The 14,373-nt window shown below is 65.6% G+C and carries 17 protein-coding genes; 5 read left to right on the top strand and 12 right to left on the bottom strand.

Translation table 11 applies throughout. The features are described from left to right. Positions 1–20: 20 nt before the first annotated feature. The 7 genes from GGD66_RS25125 to GGD66_RS25155 all read right to left on the bottom strand — a co-directional run bounded on the left by GGD66_RS25125 (position 21) and on the right by GGD66_RS25155 (position 6,334). Complete coding sequence (locus GGD66_RS25125; RefSeq protein WP_246788973.1) at positions 21–1,544, bottom strand: tannase/feruloyl esterase family alpha/beta hydrolase; 1,524 nt, start codon at positions 1,542–1,544, stop codon at positions 21–23. Between the two features lie 183 nt (positions 1,545–1,727). Beyond that, positions 1,728–2,603, bottom strand: coding sequence for an amidohydrolase (locus tag GGD66_RS25130; RefSeq protein ID WP_183259306.1), 876 nt, complete (start codon positions 2,601–2,603; stop codon positions 1,728–1,730). A gap of 14 nt (positions 2,604–2,617) precedes the next feature. Beyond that, positions 2,618–3,010, bottom strand: coding sequence for a RidA family protein (locus GGD66_RS25135; protein ID WP_092254045.1), 393 nt, complete (start codon positions 3,008–3,010; stop codon positions 2,618–2,620). Between the two features lie 25 nt (positions 3,011–3,035). Beyond that, the gene (hpaH, locus tag GGD66_RS25140; RefSeq protein ID WP_183259307.1) at positions 3,036–3,839 is read right to left on the bottom strand and encodes a 2-oxo-hept-4-ene-1,7-dioate hydratase; all 804 of its coding nucleotides are present in this window, start codon (positions 3,837–3,839) and stop codon (positions 3,036–3,038) included. A gap of 3 nt (positions 3,840–3,842) precedes the next feature. Then, a complete protein-coding gene (locus tag GGD66_RS25145) occupies positions 3,843–4,703 on the bottom strand; it encodes a fumarylacetoacetate hydrolase family protein (protein WP_183259308.1) in 861 nt (286 codons plus the stop codon). Between the two features lie 44 nt (positions 4,704–4,747). Then, the gene (locus tag GGD66_RS25150) at positions 4,748–5,365 is read right to left on the bottom strand and encodes a flavin reductase family protein (RefSeq protein ID WP_183259309.1); all 618 of its coding nucleotides are present in this window, start codon (positions 5,363–5,365) and stop codon (positions 4,748–4,750) included. A gap of 3 nt (positions 5,366–5,368) precedes the next feature. Next, positions 5,369–6,334 (bottom strand): tripartite tricarboxylate transporter substrate binding protein, encoded by a 966-nt coding sequence (locus GGD66_RS25155; protein WP_092254037.1) that lies wholly within the window; start codon positions 6,332–6,334, stop codon positions 5,369–5,371. Positions 6,335–6,461: 127 nt separating this feature from the next. On the opposite strand from GGD66_RS25155, the gene GGD66_RS25160 reads away from it, so the two are divergent. The 4 genes from GGD66_RS25160 (at position 6,462) to GGD66_RS25175 (ending at position 10,163) form a co-directional block, all read left to right on the top strand. Then, a complete protein-coding gene (locus GGD66_RS25160) occupies positions 6,462–7,253 on the top strand; it encodes an IclR family transcriptional regulator (RefSeq protein ID WP_177237012.1) in 792 nt (263 codons plus the stop codon). Positions 7,254–7,509: 256 nt separating this feature from the next. After that, entirely contained in the window at positions 7,510–8,805 is a 1,296-nt protein-coding gene (locus tag GGD66_RS25165; protein WP_092254033.1) for an O-acetylhomoserine aminocarboxypropyltransferase, read from the top strand. A gap of 4 nt (positions 8,806–8,809) precedes the next feature. Further along, the gene (locus tag GGD66_RS25170) at positions 8,810–9,592 is read left to right on the top strand and encodes an alpha/beta fold hydrolase (RefSeq protein ID WP_018321236.1); all 783 of its coding nucleotides are present in this window, start codon (positions 8,810–8,812) and stop codon (positions 9,590–9,592) included. A 67-nt stretch (positions 9,593–9,659) separates the two neighbouring features. Further along, positions 9,660–10,163, top strand: a complete 504-nt coding sequence (locus tag GGD66_RS25175; protein ID WP_179738318.1) for a DUF6496 domain-containing protein — start codon at positions 9,660–9,662, stop codon at positions 10,161–10,163. Here the strand turns inward: GGD66_RS25175 and GGD66_RS25180 are convergent, their stop codons facing one another. Then, positions 10,164–10,367 (bottom strand): hypothetical protein, encoded by a 204-nt coding sequence (locus tag GGD66_RS25180; protein ID WP_183235573.1) that lies wholly within the window; start codon positions 10,365–10,367, stop codon positions 10,164–10,166. Between GGD66_RS25180 and GGD66_RS25185 the strand changes: the two genes are divergently transcribed. Beyond that, on the top strand, positions 10,366–10,509 hold the full coding sequence (locus GGD66_RS25185) for a hypothetical protein (protein WP_183259310.1): 144 nt from the start codon (positions 10,366–10,368) through the stop codon (positions 10,507–10,509). The genes GGD66_RS25180 and GGD66_RS25185 overlap by 2 nt on opposite strands. 307 nt (positions 10,510–10,816) lie before the next feature. On the opposite strand, the gene GGD66_RS25190 is transcribed toward GGD66_RS25185, so the two are convergent. The 4 genes from GGD66_RS25190 to GGD66_RS25205 form a co-directional block, all read right to left on the bottom strand. Further along, a complete protein-coding gene (locus GGD66_RS25190) occupies positions 10,817–11,776 on the bottom strand; it encodes an IS5 family transposase (RefSeq protein ID WP_183259311.1) in 960 nt (319 codons plus the stop codon). Positions 11,777–11,987: 211 nt separating this feature from the next. After that, on the bottom strand, positions 11,988–12,599 hold the full coding sequence (locus GGD66_RS25195; RefSeq protein ID WP_092251890.1) for a pyridoxamine 5'-phosphate oxidase family protein: 612 nt from the start codon (positions 12,597–12,599) through the stop codon (positions 11,988–11,990). A 22-nt stretch (positions 12,600–12,621) separates the two neighbouring features. Continuing rightward, the gene (phnN, locus tag GGD66_RS25200; protein ID WP_183259312.1) at positions 12,622–13,218 is read right to left on the bottom strand and encodes a phosphonate metabolism protein/1,5-bisphosphokinase (PRPP-forming) PhnN; all 597 of its coding nucleotides are present in this window, start codon (positions 13,216–13,218) and stop codon (positions 12,622–12,624) included. After that, positions 13,215–14,372: an alpha-D-ribose 1-methylphosphonate 5-triphosphate diphosphatase gene (locus GGD66_RS25205; RefSeq protein ID WP_183259313.1), complete on the bottom strand. Its 1,158-nt coding sequence runs from the start codon at positions 14,370–14,372 to the stop codon at positions 13,215–13,217. The genes phnN and GGD66_RS25205 overlap by 4 nt, the downstream gene beginning before the upstream one ends. Between the last annotated feature and the right edge of the window lies 1 nt (position 14,373).

The raw sequence follows: 14,373 nt of genomic DNA on the forward strand, positions 1-14,373 counted from the left end.
GCCGCGAGCGTCGCGGCGGCTTAAGGGACCGCGCAGGTGAAGTTCTCGGCCTGCTCGATGCTGCCAGTGCCGAGATAGCGCGCCTGGCGCGGATAGGGGCACAGCGGCCGGCTGCGCTCCGGCCAGGGCGTCTTCGCGCCCGCGCGAGCTTGGATGCGCTCCGGCGCGCGGCCCTGCTCGACCCAATTCACCAGCGGGGTCAGCACGTCGAAGCTGTCGGTGGCAGGCCCTCCCGAACAATGGTTCATGCCGGGCACGAGGAAGAGGCGGGCGAAGTCGGCCGTTTCTTTTTCTCCGCCCACCGCATTCGTGAGGCGCTTGTACCAATCGAGCGTATCCAGCGCGGAGAACGTGGGATCGCTGACGCCGTGATAAAGCAGCAGCTTGCCGCGCCGCGCACGGAAGCCGGAGAGATCGACTGCGTTCGCCGAGATCGTCTGCACGGAGCTTTCCGGCATCGCCGCGCTCGTGCCGAAGATTTTCGCGTGGGCTTCCGTCACATCCACGGAGCGATAGAAATCGTAGACGGCGTCCGCTTCGCTCGCCAAGGGCGCGTGGGGCGGCGTCATGTAGAGATAGGCCAGCGTCGCGCCAAAGGAGACGTTGAAGGCGTTGACGCGGCTGTCGGGTGCGTTGCCGAGAATCCAGCGCCGCCATCCCTCCGTGGCGATGCCGGAATCATAGGGATAGGGCGCATAGATCCGGCGGCCCTGTGCCGTGGCCGGTCCCTCGAAATAGTTCTCGACCGCTGTGACCTGCGCGGCGGAGAGACAGCTCGCGGTCTTCTCGGCGGAACACTGCAGCGTGCGCGGCGAAAAACGACAGGCCGGCACATTGTCGATGATGCCGTCGGCAAGCCCGTCGGCTGCATCGCAGGACTGAACGATCGCCTTGGAGAGCAAGTCCATATCGGCCTGGGACAAGGCCTGCGCCAGGATGGGGCGGCCGTCCGGCGCCTTCGGTGCGATCGCCGCAAAGGCTTGCGTCACGGCGGCGCCCGAGAGCCCCTTCTCGGGCATTCGAAACGCCGGCGCACCGGCCGCCACGCCATCGAAATGGTCGGGGAAGCGCTGCGTGATCGCCATGCCGTGCCGTCCGCCATTGGAGCAGCCCAGGAAATAGGAGTATTTTGGCAAGCGGCCGTAGTAAGCCTGGATGAAGTGCTTCGCCCGCCGTGTCACGACATCGTCGGCGCGGTAGCCGAAATCGATCCGCGCCTGCGGATCGAGGCCGAAGCTGGCGCCGCCGAGAGGGCCCGGCGCGTTGCTGTGTCCGGCGTCGGTCGTAACCGTCGCGTAGCCCTGATTGAGCGCACTCGGCTGTCCGCCGCCGGGCTGTGCATCGCCGCTGCCGAGAATGCCGTCGGTGCCGCCCTGCCCCTGGAACACGAAGCGGCCGTTCCATGCGTCCGGCAATCGGAGATGCAGGCCGATCGCAAACTTCTGGCCGTCGGCGCCGGTTCGCTCGTCGAGATAAGCGATCACCTCGCAATGCGCGGCGAGGCCGCCGGCCGCTGGACGTGATTGCGCCTCGCTGACGCGCATCGTCGGACCGGACTCCTGGTGGAGCCGATCGCATGCGGTCACGGGCGGGATAGTGTCGCTTGCTGCTGCGATTGCGGTGGCGGCAATGCTCGCGATGCAAGCAAGCGCTGCCTGCCAGACCGGCCGACGCAGCCTACGTGCCGAAACGATCAACATGCGGTCCCCCGACCGTGAATGCTCCGACTAGTCCGGAAAGCCGAACAGCTTGGCCGGATTGTGGACGAGAATCTTCTCCAGCTCCGCCTGGTCCGGGGCGTAGCGGTACATCAGCTCGAGCAGATCGGCGTCGTTGGGCGGCTGCTTGACGGAGACCGGGTGCGGCCAGTCGCTGGCCCAGACACAGCGGTCGACGGCGGCCTCGATATAGGCGCGCGCGATCGGGATGACGTCGTCATAGGGCGGGCCGGCCTTCGAGGTCTTCTCGCCGAGCGACAGCATCACCCAGAAATTGCCCTTGGCCAGCAGCTCGAGCATCTTGCGCAAATTCGGATCGTTCCTGCCGGCCTCGGGATCGGGGCGCGCCATGTGATCGATCAGCACGGGGACGTCGAGATTCTCGTACTTGGCGACGCTGGAGACGATGCCGTCCTTCTCCGGCTGGATCTTGACGTACCAGCCGAGCTCACGGATGCGGGCGATGGCGCGGGCGAAATCGGCATCCGAGAGCACGGCGCCAAGCTCCTGGCGGAAGCTGAAGCGCGCGCCGCGCACGCCGGCGTCATGCAGCTTGGCGAGATAGGCGTCGTTCGCCTCCGCGAACACCAGTGCGTTGGCGCAGCCGCGATAGTTCGGGCCCATCGCGGCGAGGCCGTCAAGCACGACGGCATGGTCGGCGCCGTAGGTCGTGGTCTGCACGATGATGCCGCGCTCGATGCCGAGCGCCTTGTGGACGCGCAGCGCGGCCTCCCAGGTCGCGGTCGGCATGCGGTAGGCCGCGCCGGGTCGTTCCGGATATTTGTCGATCGGACCCAGCACGTGAAACTGGCTGTCGACCGTCTTCGGCGGCGGCGCCTTGATGGGGCGGCGCGGATTGGGATCGAACGGCAGATAGGTCGGCATGCGCTAAAACTCCTTCAGTCGATCACGGCGGTGAAGTCGCACTGCACCAGCGCGCCGCCGTCCATATTGTCCATCGGCAGCGCGTGGCGCGCCGGGCGCGAATGCTCGTCCGGAAACATCTTCAGCCATTCGACATTGACCGGGCCGCGCTGCGTGCGGTCCTTCAGCCATACCGTCATCTTGATGATGTCGTCGGTGGTGCCGCCGGCAGCTTCCACCGTCGCCTTCATGTGCGCGAACATGTTGGCGCATTGCGCATCGAGACTCTCCGGCATGACGCCGGCGTTATCGCGGCCGAGGATGACGCCCGACATCACGAGATTGCCGATGCGGCAGGCGTTCGGAATCGGATTGACGTGCTTGAAGCCGCCGATATGAATGCTCTTGCGTCGCGTGTGACCACTCATGGTGCGCTCCCTCCTTGTTATTGATTCAGACGAACTGGCACGACACCGAGCCGAAGGCGCCATAGTCGGCATGGAACGTGTCGCCGCGCCGGATGTCCACGGGGCGCGTGAACGAGCCCGCCAGCACGATTTCGCCGGCCTTCAGATGCTCGTCATGCGGCGCGAGGCGGTTGGCGAGCCAGGCGATGCCGTTGGCGGGATGATTGAGCACGCCGGCCGCGAGCCCGGTCTCCTCGACCTCGCCGTTGCGGAACAAGAGCGCGCCGATCCAGCGCAAATCCGCATCGAGGGGACGAAACGGCCGGCCGCCGAGCACCAGCGCGGCATTGGCCGCATTGTCCGAGATCGTATCCATCACTTTTCGCGTCTTGCCGGTCTCGGGGTCGACGCGGTGCATGCGCGTTTCCAGAATCTCCAGCGCCGGCGTCACATAATCGGTGGCGTTGAGCACGTCGAAGATGGTGCAATCGGGCCCGCGCAGCGGCGCCTTCAGCACGAAGGCGAGCTCGACCTCGATCCGCGGCGCGTGGAAACGATCGAACGGAACAGGCGTGGCGTCGGCATAGAACATGTCGGCGAACAGCACGCCGTAATCGGGCTCGTTGATGCCGACCGCGTTCTGCATCGCCTTCGAGGTCAGGCCGATCTTGTGGCCCTTGATGATTCGGCCGCGGCCAAGCTGGAGCTTGGTCCAGGCGCGCTGGACGGCGTAGGCATCCTCGATGCTGAAATCGGGATATTCCTTCGTGAACATCGGGATCAGCGACTTGGTGCGCTCGGCCTCATCCAGGCGCGCGGCGAGGCGCTCGATCGTGGCGGCATCCAGCATGATCTATTGCTCCGCCGCCACGGTGTTCCGGAGCACGCCGATGCGGCTCGACTCGACCTCGACGACGTCGCCGACCTTCAGCCAGCGCGGCGGATCGAAGCGAACGCCCGCCCCCGTCGGCGTGCCCGTGACGATCATGTCGCCGGGCTTCAGCGTCGCGAAGGTCGAGAGATAGGAGATCAGATAATCGAACGGGAACATCAGCCGCTCGGTCGTGTCCTGCTGCCGCACCTCGCCGTTGACGCGCGTGACGATGTCGTGCGGGCCGCGCGGGTCGAGCTCGTCCGACGTGACGACCCACGGACCAATGCTGCCGGAGCGATCGAAATTCTTGCCTTGCGTGACGTTGAACTTGCCGTGACGCAGCCAGTCGCGAATGGTGCCCTCGTTGCACAACGTCATGCCGAAGATGTGCGACCATGCTTTTTCGCGCGGAATGTGACGGCCGCCCTGCCCGATCACGATGACGAGCTCGCCCTCATAGTCGAGCTGCTCCGAAACTTTGGGCTTCTCGAGCGGCTGGCCGGAGCCTGTCATCGACGACATGCTGCGCACGAACAGGCTCGGATATTTGGGCAGGTCCGAATTGTCTTTATATTCCGCATTGCGCTCGGCGTAGTTGACGCCGATGCACCAGAGCTTTTCCGGCGCCAGCACCGGCGGCAGCAGGACGAGATCGTCGAGCGCATAGTCCGGCTTCGCGCCCGCGATCGCTTCCTGCGCGTCGGACAGCGCGTTGGCCGCGATCAGCGCCTTGACGTCGGAGAAGTCGCGGCCGATCCGCCTGGTCAGATCGATCACGCCGCCTTCGACGGCCGTGCCGTAGCGCGGTTCTCCGTCCACGAGATAGCTCAGGAGTCGCATGGTGGTTCTCCAATTTGTGTCGGGCAGCGCGGCGGGCGGCGCGCTCAGTCTTTCGATTTGGGCGTCTGAAATACGGTGTTCAGCGTCACGATCTCGCCGAGGCGGGCATAACGGGGCCCGCCGATGCGCGCGATCGGGTCGAGCGCCTTGGTCTCGACCTTGCCGTCGTTCACGAGGCCGTCGCGCAAATGGAACATCACGACTTCACCGACGATCAGCCGGCTCTTGGCCTCACCGAATTCAAGGCACTGCCGGAAGCGGCATTCCATCGCCACAGGCGCGGCGGCGAGCCGCGGCACCTTGATACGCTCGCTCGGAATCGTCTCCAGGCCAAGATGCTCGACCTCGCTGATTTCAGGCGGATGCTCGACGGAACTGTCGTGCACCGCCGACATCAGCGGCGTATCGGCGATGTGGATGACGTATTCCTCGGTGTCGAGGATGTTGTGCGCGGTGTCCTTGTAGTCGGCGCCCTTGCGGCCGACGCTGATGGCCAGCATCGGCGGCTTCTGCGAGACGAAGGTGAAGGCGCTGAACGGCGCGAGGTTGAGCACGCCCTTGCTCGACAGGCTGGTGACCCAGGCGATCGGACGCGGCACCACGATGCCGGTCATCAGGCGGTAGATGCGCTCGGCGCCGAGTTCGGTCGGATCGATCCGCATCGATCAATCCGCCCTGATGTTGGCCTTGCGCACCACCGGAATCCACTTGGCGTCCTCGCGCTCGAGGTAGGCCTTGAACTCGTCCGGCGTCATCGGCGTGGCTTCGCCGCCGAGCTTTTCGAATTTGTCGACCACGGCAGGATCCTTCAGGATCGCAACCAGCGTCTCGTGCAGCTTGTCCATGATCGGCGCCGGCGTGCCGGCAGGCGCGAACAGGCCGGTGAAGGTCTGGCCGTCAAAATCCTTGTAGCCGAGCTCGGCGAAGGTCGGCACGTCGGGCAGCGACTTCAGCCGATGCGGGCTGGTCACGGCGAGCGCGCGGAACAGGCCGGCCTTGATGTGCTGGAGGCTGACCGTGAGCTGGTCGAATGCGAACTGCACCTGGCCGCCGAGCAGATCGTTGATCGCCGGCGCGTTGCCGCGGTAATGCGCGGTGACCCATTGCAGCTCGAGGTTCGACTGCATCAGCTCGCTGAGCAGATGGTTGGTGGTGCCGGGGCCGGGCGAGGCCATCGTCAGCTTGCCGGGCTCGCGCTTGGCGAGATCGAGGAATTCCTTCAGCGTCGTCGCCTGCACCGACGGATGCACCTCGAGCACCAGCGGCGTCATCGAGATGGTCGAGATCGGCATGAAGTCCTTTTTCCAGTTATAGGCTTCACGCTTGTTGATCTCGGTTGCGAACAGCACCGGACCGTTGGCACCGACGAACAGCGTGTAGCCGTCGGGCGCGGACTTCGCGAAGGCTTCGCCCGCGATCATGCCGCCGGCGCCGGCCTTGTTCTCGATGATGAAGGGCTGGCCGAGCTTTTCCTGCAGCTTGTCGGCGACGATGCGCGCGGCGCTGTCGACATTGCCGCCGGCCGGATAAGGCACGATCAGCTTGACGCTGCGGGCCGGCCATTGCTGGCCCGACGCGGGCCCTGCCAGCATCGCGGTGGCGGCAGCTATGGCAATCCAGATTAATCTCATGTTAACCTCCCGGCAGCGCTTCCAAATTCACGTCGAGTGCGGCGATGCGCGCGGCAGATCGACCGGGGCGCAATCTCCAGACGCGCGCTTGTCCTGTCGAGTGAATTGTGGCGTTCTTGTCCATATTATGGACAAGACGAAAATCGCCAGCAACGCGACATCACCCCGACAGGGCGCGCAGGCGATCCGGCGCGCGCTCGCAGTGCTGCGCATTCTTGCCGCAGGCCGCGAGGACGGTGTGCCATTGGCCGAAGTGATCCGGGCGACCGGCCTCACCCGTCCGACCGTGCACCGCATCGTCCACGTGCTGATCGAGGAAGGCATCGTCGAGCGGCACGAGCGGACCGGCCGCTACGCGATCGGCAACCAGGTGCCGGAGCTGGCGCTGGCACGGCCACGGCCGTCGCGGCTGCTGATCGCTGCCAATCCATCGCTGCAACGTGCCTCCACCGAAATCGGCGACACGATGTTCCTGACGGTGCGCACCGGCAACGACACGCTGTGCGTCGATCGCAGGATCGGAATCTATCCGATCCAGGTGCTGTCGATCGAGATCGGCGCGCGCCGCCCGCTCGGCGTCTCCAGTGCCGGCGTCGCCATCCTCGCGGCGATGCCGGCGCCGGAGGCGCGAAAGATCGTCGCAGCGAACGAGAAGCGGTTCGAGGCTTACAAGACCGATATGGCGACGGTCCTCGGCGAGGTCACCGCCGCGCGACGGCTGGGATATGGCCTGAGGGAGATCGGCCTCGTGCAGGGCACGAAATCGATCTCGACCTGGATCAAGACCCCGGACGGGCGACCGGCTGCAGCCATCACCGTCTCCGCGGTGCGAACGAGGCTCGGCCCCCGCCGCGAGCAGGAGGTCGCGGAGATCTTGTTACGGGAGGCGCGGAGTATCGAGCAAGCGATCGGGGGTTAGGCGCGGACGGTGCTAGTTCTTCGTCTCTCCCGCCTGCGGGAGAGGCCGACGCGCGAAGCGCGGCGGGTGAGGGCTCTCGCCACGCAGGGACATTCTCCGCAATCAGCAACAATCCCGACGCGGAGACACCCCCTCCCCAGCCCTCCCCCGCAAGCGGGAGAGGGAGCGCACCGTCATCGCGGCCATCAATGGGCTAACTTCGTGTGCATTTTTATGGCACAACGCCTCCTCCGCCGACCGACAACGAGGCCCCCGCATGCCCGCGCCGAAACCGCCCGCCTTCGAGACCCTGAGCCTGCATGCGGGCCAGCATCCGGATCCCGTGACCGGGGCCCGCGCGGTGCCGATCTACCAGACCACGTCGTACGTGTTCCAGGATTCCGATCACGCCGCCGCACTGTTCAATCTGGAGCGCGCCGGCCACATCTATACGCGCATCTCCAACCCGACCACCGGCGTGCTGGAGGAGCGGCTCGCGGCGCTGGAGGGCGGCGTCGGAGCGATCTGCACCGCGAGCGGCATGGCCGCGCTGCATCTGGCCATCGCGACGCTGCTCAATGCCAGCGACCACATCGTGGCGTCGAGCTCGCTCTATGGCGGCACCATCAACCTGCTGGCGCACACGCTGCCGCGCTTCGGCATCACCACCACTTTCGTGAAGCCGCGCGATCTCGATGCGTTCCGCGCGGCGATCAAGCCGAACACCAAGCTCGTGATCGGCGAGACCATCGGCAATCCCGGGCTGGAAGTGCTCGACATTCCCAAGGTCGCTCAGATCGCACATGACGCAAAGATTCCACTGCTGATCGACAACACCTTTGCCACGCCCTATCTCAGCCGCCCGATCGAGCTGGGCGCGGACATCGTCATGCATTCGGCGACCAAATGGATCGGCGGCCACGGCATCGCGATCGGCGGCGCGATCATTGACGGCGGCCGCTTCGACTGGCGCGCTTCGGGCAAGTTCGGCGTGCTGACCGAGCCCTATGGCGGCTATCACGGCATCGTCTTCGACGAGCAGTTCGGCACTGCCGCCTTCATCATGCGCGCGCGGACCGAGGGCTTGCGCGATTTCGGCGCCTGCCTGTCGCCGACCAACGCGTTCCAGCTGTTGCAGGGCGTCGAAACACTCGGCGTGCGCATGGACCGCCACATGCAGAACACGCATCTCGTGCTGGAAGCCCTGAAGTCCAACAAGGCCGTCGACTGGGTGCTGCATCCCTCGCTGGAGACGCACACGGACTATCAGCTCGCCAAGCAGCTCCTGCCGCGCGGCGCCGGCTCGATCATCTCCTTCGGCATCAAGGGCGGCCGCCCTGCGGGCCGCAAGTTCATCGAATCGCTGCGCATGATCAGTCATCTCGCCAATGTCGGCGATGCCAAGACGCTGGTCATTCATCCCGCCTCGACCACGCATCAGCAGATGGATGCCGAGCAGCTCAAGGCGGCCGGCATCGGCGAGGAGCTGGTGCGGCTGTCGGTCGGCATTGAGGCCGCCAGCGACATCATCGACGATCTCGCGCAGGCGCTGCGCATCTCGCAGAAGGTCTGACACCATGAAGCTCTCCGTCAACGGCGCTGATGTGTTCGTCGCAACCGGCGGCCGCGACTTCGACAAGTCCCTGCCCGCGGTCGTCTTCCTCCACGGCGCCGGCTTCGACCATTCGACCTGGGCGCTGCATACGCGCTGGTTCGCCCATCACGGTTTTGGCGTGCTGGCGCCGGATCTTCCCGCTCACGGCCGCTCCAGCGGACCTTCGCTCGGCAGCATCGCCGAGATGGCCGACTGGACCGCAGCACTGCTCGATGCGGCAGGCGCCGCGAAGGCGCATCTGATCGGCCATTCCATGGGATCGCTGATCTCGCTGGAGACGGCGGCGCGTCACCCCGACAAGGTTTCCGCGCTGAGCCTGATCGGCACCGCCGCGACCATGACGGTCGGCCCGGATCTTCTGAAGGCCGCCGAGGCCAACTCGCAGGATGCCAACGACATGGTCTCGATCTGGGGCCTCGGCTTCAACGCCGAGCTCGGCGGCAGCCTCGCGCCGGGCCTGTGGATGCATGGCGGCGCGCAGGCGGTGCTGAAGTCTTGCGAGCCCGGCGTGCTGTTCAGGGATCTGTCGGCCTGCAATGCCTACGCGAATGCGCTGACCGCCGCAGCGAGCGTGAAGGTGCCGACGACATTAATTCTCGGCGAACGGGACATGATGACCCCGGCGAAGGCGGGCAAGGCTCTTGCGGCCGCCATCCCGCATGCAAAGACCGTCATGGTGCCGGGCGCCGGGCATATGATCATGGCAGAGCGGCCGGACGAATTGCTTGCGGCCTTGCGGAACTGAGAAGGATCAATCGATCATTCTGCGCGTTGCGGTGAGACATCCCTGTACATCTTGAGGGAACTCACCCATGCCAAGACAAGAAGTGATCCGCAAAGCGAAGCGGGACAAGCGCGCGGGCAAATCGGCAAGCACGCAGGCCGGCGAATTCGTCAAGGACGAGATCGACAGGATCCGGAAAGGCAAGCACGGCGCACGGTCGACCAAGCAGGCCATTGCGATCGGCCTGTCCGAGGCGCGCCGCGCCGGCGTCGATCTGCCGCCGCCGCGCAAAGGACGAACCAAGAAATCGACACGCCGCAGCGCCAAATATGCTTACGAGGTCGGCCAAGGCAAACGCACACCGAAGCGCCGGCCGAAAGTGTCGCGCGCGGTCGAGAACGTCCTGAAGAAAGAGCCGCGCTCGACCGCATCGCGCAGCGCGCTGTCGAAGCAGGGCAAGCGCGCCGCGAGCCGGCGAACCGCGGCGTCGCGTTCAGCTGCCGCGCGGAAGGCGAGCCAGACCAAGGGCGCCAAGACCCGCTCCGCTGCCGCGAAGAAAGCGGCCCGCACCAGGGCACGCCGCCGGAGCTGATCAGCTCAGGCGATTGCGACGCTCCGAGAACACGGCGCGGGCCGCGCGCTCCGCCTCGCGCGCCGAGCGGAACTGGCGGCCTTCGAGACTGTCGAACAGGCGCTCGGAGGAGAAGAAGCGGAAGCCGCGGGCATCCCTCGTGATGATGCCGGCGGCACGATCGTGGATCTCGATGATGTAGGCGTTGGACTGGGTGTGGGACATGACTGCTCGTTCGCCGGAATTCCGGCGCTCCTGTCTGGCAATTGCGATGTGGATGCTGCTAGGATGCGGTCAGCAACAACAACAGGCACCCGTCGCCGCCGAGAAACAGCGCCGCGTCATGCATGCGAGCATGTCGTTCTGATTGCGCTGGCGATCGGTTCTCATGGTGCGGCTTTGACTCGAGGAGCAGTTTCGATGTGCGACTATCGAGCGATTGCCGCGATTGGTCAATGAAATGGCTATCCATATTTGCCGTGAGCGCGCTGAAGCGCTTCTCCCGCGGTGAGCAGTGGCAGCCGGATTTACCTCGCGCGGCTTCGCTCCTCTTCCTTCTCCCCTTGTGGGCCTGTTGCGCTACGGCCTTTTGAGGCAGGAGACGTAAGGAGAGAGGGCTGTGTTGACGCCGATCGTCAGGCCGAGATCTGTAGTTGGTGCCCTTGGCGGGCGTCTCAGGCGGCGATCGCAGCCCACCGCCTCATGTTGAACGCGATGGAGGCAAGCAGGACTTGCCCGCTTGCCTTGGCGAGACCGACGTAGCGAATGCAGGTAAGCCGCATCCGGCGTTTGAGGGTGGCAAAGGTGGTCTCCACCGTTGCTCGTCGTCGTGCGATGAGGAGATTGTAGCGTTTGAGCCTTGGCGGCAGTTCCGGGTGATGCCTGTTGGGACGACGGGCGATGCGGGGCTTTTTGCCTTCCGCCTTCAGCCGGGCTCGTCTGGCATGGGTGTCGTAGGCCGCATCGGCCCACACCACGGCTTCGTCGCCGCGGATTAGCTCATCAGCCGGCGTTGTATCGTTGACATTGGCAGGCGTGGTCAACACCGCGCGGATCAGGCCGGACCCCTCGTCGACCCCCACATGCGCCTTGTAACCGAAGGTCGAGCCGCTCTTGCCCTGCCGCTTGGTGAAGCGGGCGTCGGGATCGTTTGAGGGACGATCCTCCCTCGGAGGAGCTGACACCGCCTGGATCAAGGTTGCATCCAGCATCGTGCCGCGCTTGAGGATGACGCCGGCATTCTCAAGCTGGCGATCCAGTTCGCCAAACAGCTTCTCCAGCAGGCCTTGTTCAACGAGGTGGTTCCGGAAGCGGTTCAGGACCGTATGATCGGGCGCGGCATCCTCGAGGCTCAAACCAACGAAGCGCTTGAATGACAATCGGTCGCCCAGCGCCTCCTCCAGTTCGCGCTCCGAAAGACCGTAGAGCGACTGCAGCAGTACCGCGCGAAACAGCACAAGCACCGGATAGCCTGGACGACCGGGGCTCCCTTCATCCCGCAAATGGCCGATCAGCTTCTCGAACCGGTACCACTTGACCAGGCCAGCCAACCGATCCAGCGCCGCATTGGCGCCGGCGCCCTTCGGCATCAGCGCTTCCACAAAGCTCGGCTGTCCTGTCCGCTTCACCGCCATCGATACCTCCAAGGCTTTGCCCTAGGGAATCACAACTGGTGGATTACGCAACAGGCCCCTTGTGGGAGAAGAAGGTGGCGCGAAGCGCCGGATGAGGGGTTCGTTCCGCAGGTTCAAATGAGAGAGACTAGCGCGCGGAGAGAACCCCTCACCCGTCTCGCCGCTATGCGGCGAGCCACCCTCTCCCACAAGGGGAGAGGGGAAGAAAGTCTCACCACATCGTCGCAGCGGCGCGCTCGGGCCAGATGCGATCGTACTCTGCGCCGCCGACCTTGTTGTCGCTCATCTCGGCGAGGATCTGACCGGGCGTCGGCAGCGTCTTGGGATCGATACGCTTGTCGGGATTCCAGAGGTCGGACCGGACGATGGCGCGAGCGCACTGGAAGTAAATCTCGGCCACCTTCATCACCATCACGCTGCGCGGCGCCTTGCCCTCGACCTTGAACGAGGCCAGCAGCTCGGGATCGACCGAGAGATGGGCGCGGCCGTTGGCGCGAACCGCATTGCCGGAGCCGGGGATCAGGAACATCAGCGACACCCTGGGATCGCGCACGATGTTGCGCAGGGAATCGACCCGGTTGTTGCCGCGACGATCCGGCAGCATCAGCGTCTTGGGATCATGGATACGGACGAAGCCGGGCAAGTCACCACGCGGCGAGCAGTCGATGCCCTCGGGGCCGATGGTGGCAAGCGCGGCGAACGGCGCCTTCTCGATGAAGACGCGGTAGAGCGGCGTGACGTGGTCGGCGACTTTCACGGTCGAGGCGTCGTTGGTGGCGCCGTAGATGGCCTCCAGCTGTTCGATCGTTTCAATCACCGACATTCCGTTCTCCTTGCTGTACTGGCTAATCGTGCCAGCCTTCATTCCTGATCACGCGCACGAGCTGGCGGGCGTGATAGTCCGCGCTGCCGGCATTGAGGATGGTGACATCAGCCTGCGCCGACCTGTCGTCGACGCTGCGGGTGAGGCGCTCGGCGATGTTGCCGTCGCTTTGTCGCGCGCGCGCAGCCAGCCGCGCGGCCAGCACATCCGGCGGCGCCGTGATCGCGACCACCACGATGTCAGCGTAGGTCTGGCGCAGCGCGCCGATCACCGTGCGCGAGACGTTGGCGACGACCGTACGGCCGGCGCGGATATCGTCGTTGACGTCGAGCGGCAGCGCATAGGAATGCCCGTGCGCGTCCCAATGCACGGCGAAATCGCCATGCTCGCAGGCGCGGCGGAATTCGTCGGGACCGAGCGCGACATTGTCTTCGTCGGCGGAGGATTCGCGCGTCACGATTCGGCGCGGGAAGACAATGTCGTGATCATCAGCGCAGGCCGCTTGCGCCAGCCGCAGCAGCGTGTCCTTGCCCGCGCCACTGGGACCGACCACCAGCACGAGCCGTCCGGGCCCGATCGCGCCGGTCCGCCCGCCCGCCATGGTTGCGCTCTCGCTCATGCGACACGGATTCCTTCGCGCCAGACACTGCGGACGACGGGAACGTGGCCCGCGACATGCACGCGAATGAGGTCGGCACGCTTGCCGATCGCGACCTCGCCGCGGTCGGTGAGGCCAACCGCCTCCGCAGGTGCCTTGGTCACGGTGCGGATCGCCGCGGCAAGGCCGATCGCAGGCACATGCTCGGGCAATTGCAACGCCCCCATCAGGAGGCTCGACGGGATGTAGTCCGACGACAGAATGTCGAGTAGGCCCTCGCGGGCGAGATCGACCGCGGCGATGTTGCCGGAATGCGAGCCGCCGCGCACGACGTTCGGCGCGCCCATCAGGATGTCGATGCCGGCCTCATGCAAGCTGCGCGCGGCCTCGAGCGTGGTCGGGAACTCCGCCACCGAGACGCGATCGCGCACGGCATCCGCGACGTTCTCCTCGGTGGTGTCGTCGTGGCTTGCGAGCGGGATCTTGTACTGATGCGCCAGCGCCACGATCTCGCGCATGTTGCTCGCGGCATAGAGCTTCTGATATTCGAAGCGCTTGGCGAACAGCTCGTCGAGCTCGGCATCGGTCTTGCCGCCGCCCTTGCCGCGATAATAGTCGCGCAACTTGACCTCGTCACGGAACTGACGCTGGCCGGGCGTGTGGTCCATCAACGACATCAGCTTGACGTCGGGACGGTCGATCAGCTCCCTGGCCTCCTCGACCACGCTCGGCATCGGGATCTCGCAGCGCAGGTGCAGGAAGTGGTCGGCGCGCAGCAGGCTGGCGTCGCGCGCGGTCGTGATCGCGGCGGCGAGCACGCCGGCGCGGCCGTCGACCTCCTCGGCGCCGTCCTCGCGCCAGACCCGGAGCGAATCGAACACGGTGGTGATGCCCGAAGTCGCGAGCTGGCCGTCATAGGAGATCACGGCCGCGACCGGATTCCAGAACACCTTTGGCCGCGGCACGTAATGGGCTTCGAGATGGTCGGTGTGAAGCTCGATCAGGCCCGGCATGATCAAATCGCCGCCGGCATCCTCGGCGCCCGCAGGCGCAGTCCCATCGCCGATCTCGGCGATGCGCCCGTCGGCAAGAGCGAGCCAGCCCTGCTCGATCACCCGGTCAGCCAGCACGATCCTGGCGTTGGCGATCACAATGTCCTTCGGCTTGGCGTTCATT

It is taken from the genome of Bradyrhizobium sp. CIR48 (assembly GCF_014198315.1).
Classification (GTDB): domain Bacteria; phylum Pseudomonadota; class Alphaproteobacteria; order Rhizobiales; family Xanthobacteraceae; genus Bradyrhizobium.

Excerpts from the sequence above, each read along its gene's own strand:
- GGD66_RS25135 (WP_092254045.1), bottom strand. The coding sequence starts at position 3,010 with ATGAGTGGTCACACGCGACGCAAGAGCATTCATATCGGCGGCTTCAAG.
- GGD66_RS25170 (WP_018321236.1), top strand. The coding sequence starts at position 8,810 with ATGAAGCTCTCCGTCAACGGCGCTGATGTGTTCGTCGCAACCGGCGGC.
- GGD66_RS25175 (WP_179738318.1), top strand. The coding sequence starts at position 9,660 with ATGCCAAGACAAGAAGTGATCCGCAAAGCGAAGCGGGACAAGCGCGCG.
- GGD66_RS25150 (WP_183259309.1), bottom strand. The coding sequence starts at position 5,365 with ATGCGGATCGATCCGACCGAACTCGGCGCCGAGCGCATCTACCGCCTG.
- hpaH (WP_183259307.1), bottom strand. The coding sequence starts at position 3,839 with ATGCTGGATGCCGCCACGATCGAGCGCCTCGCCGCGCGCCTGGATGAG.
- phnN (WP_183259312.1), bottom strand. The coding sequence starts at position 13,218 with ATGAGCGAGAGCGCAACCATGGCGGGCGGGCGGACCGGCGCGATCGGG.
- GGD66_RS25185 (WP_183259310.1), top strand. The coding sequence starts at position 10,366 with ATGACTGCTCGTTCGCCGGAATTCCGGCGCTCCTGTCTGGCAATTGCG.
- GGD66_RS25145 (WP_183259308.1), bottom strand. The coding sequence starts at position 4,703 with ATGCGACTCCTGAGCTATCTCGTGGACGGAGAACCGCGCTACGGCACG.
- GGD66_RS25205 (WP_183259313.1), bottom strand. The coding sequence starts at position 14,372 with ATGAACGCCAAGCCGAAGGACATTGTGATCGCCAACGCCAGGATCGTG.
- GGD66_RS25155 (WP_092254037.1), bottom strand. The coding sequence starts at position 6,334 with ATGAGATTAATCTGGATTGCCATAGCTGCCGCCACCGCGATGCTGGCA.
- GGD66_RS25165 (WP_092254033.1), top strand. The coding sequence starts at position 7,510 with ATGCCCGCGCCGAAACCGCCCGCCTTCGAGACCCTGAGCCTGCATGCG.
- GGD66_RS25130 (WP_183259306.1), bottom strand. The coding sequence starts at position 2,603 with ATGCCGACCTATCTGCCGTTCGATCCCAATCCGCGCCGCCCCATCAAG.
- GGD66_RS25190 (WP_183259311.1), bottom strand. The coding sequence starts at position 11,776 with ATGGCGGTGAAGCGGACAGGACAGCCGAGCTTTGTGGAAGCGCTGATG.
- GGD66_RS25180 (WP_183235573.1), bottom strand. The coding sequence starts at position 10,367 with ATGTCCCACACCCAGTCCAACGCCTACATCATCGAGATCCACGATCGT.
- GGD66_RS25195 (WP_092251890.1), bottom strand. The coding sequence starts at position 12,599 with ATGTCGGTGATTGAAACGATCGAACAGCTGGAGGCCATCTACGGCGCC.
- GGD66_RS25160 (WP_177237012.1), top strand. The coding sequence starts at position 6,462 with ATGGACAAGACGAAAATCGCCAGCAACGCGACATCACCCCGACAGGGC.
- GGD66_RS25125 (WP_246788973.1), bottom strand. The coding sequence starts at position 1,544 with ATGCGCGTCAGCGAGGCGCAATCACGTCCAGCGGCCGGCGGCCTCGCC.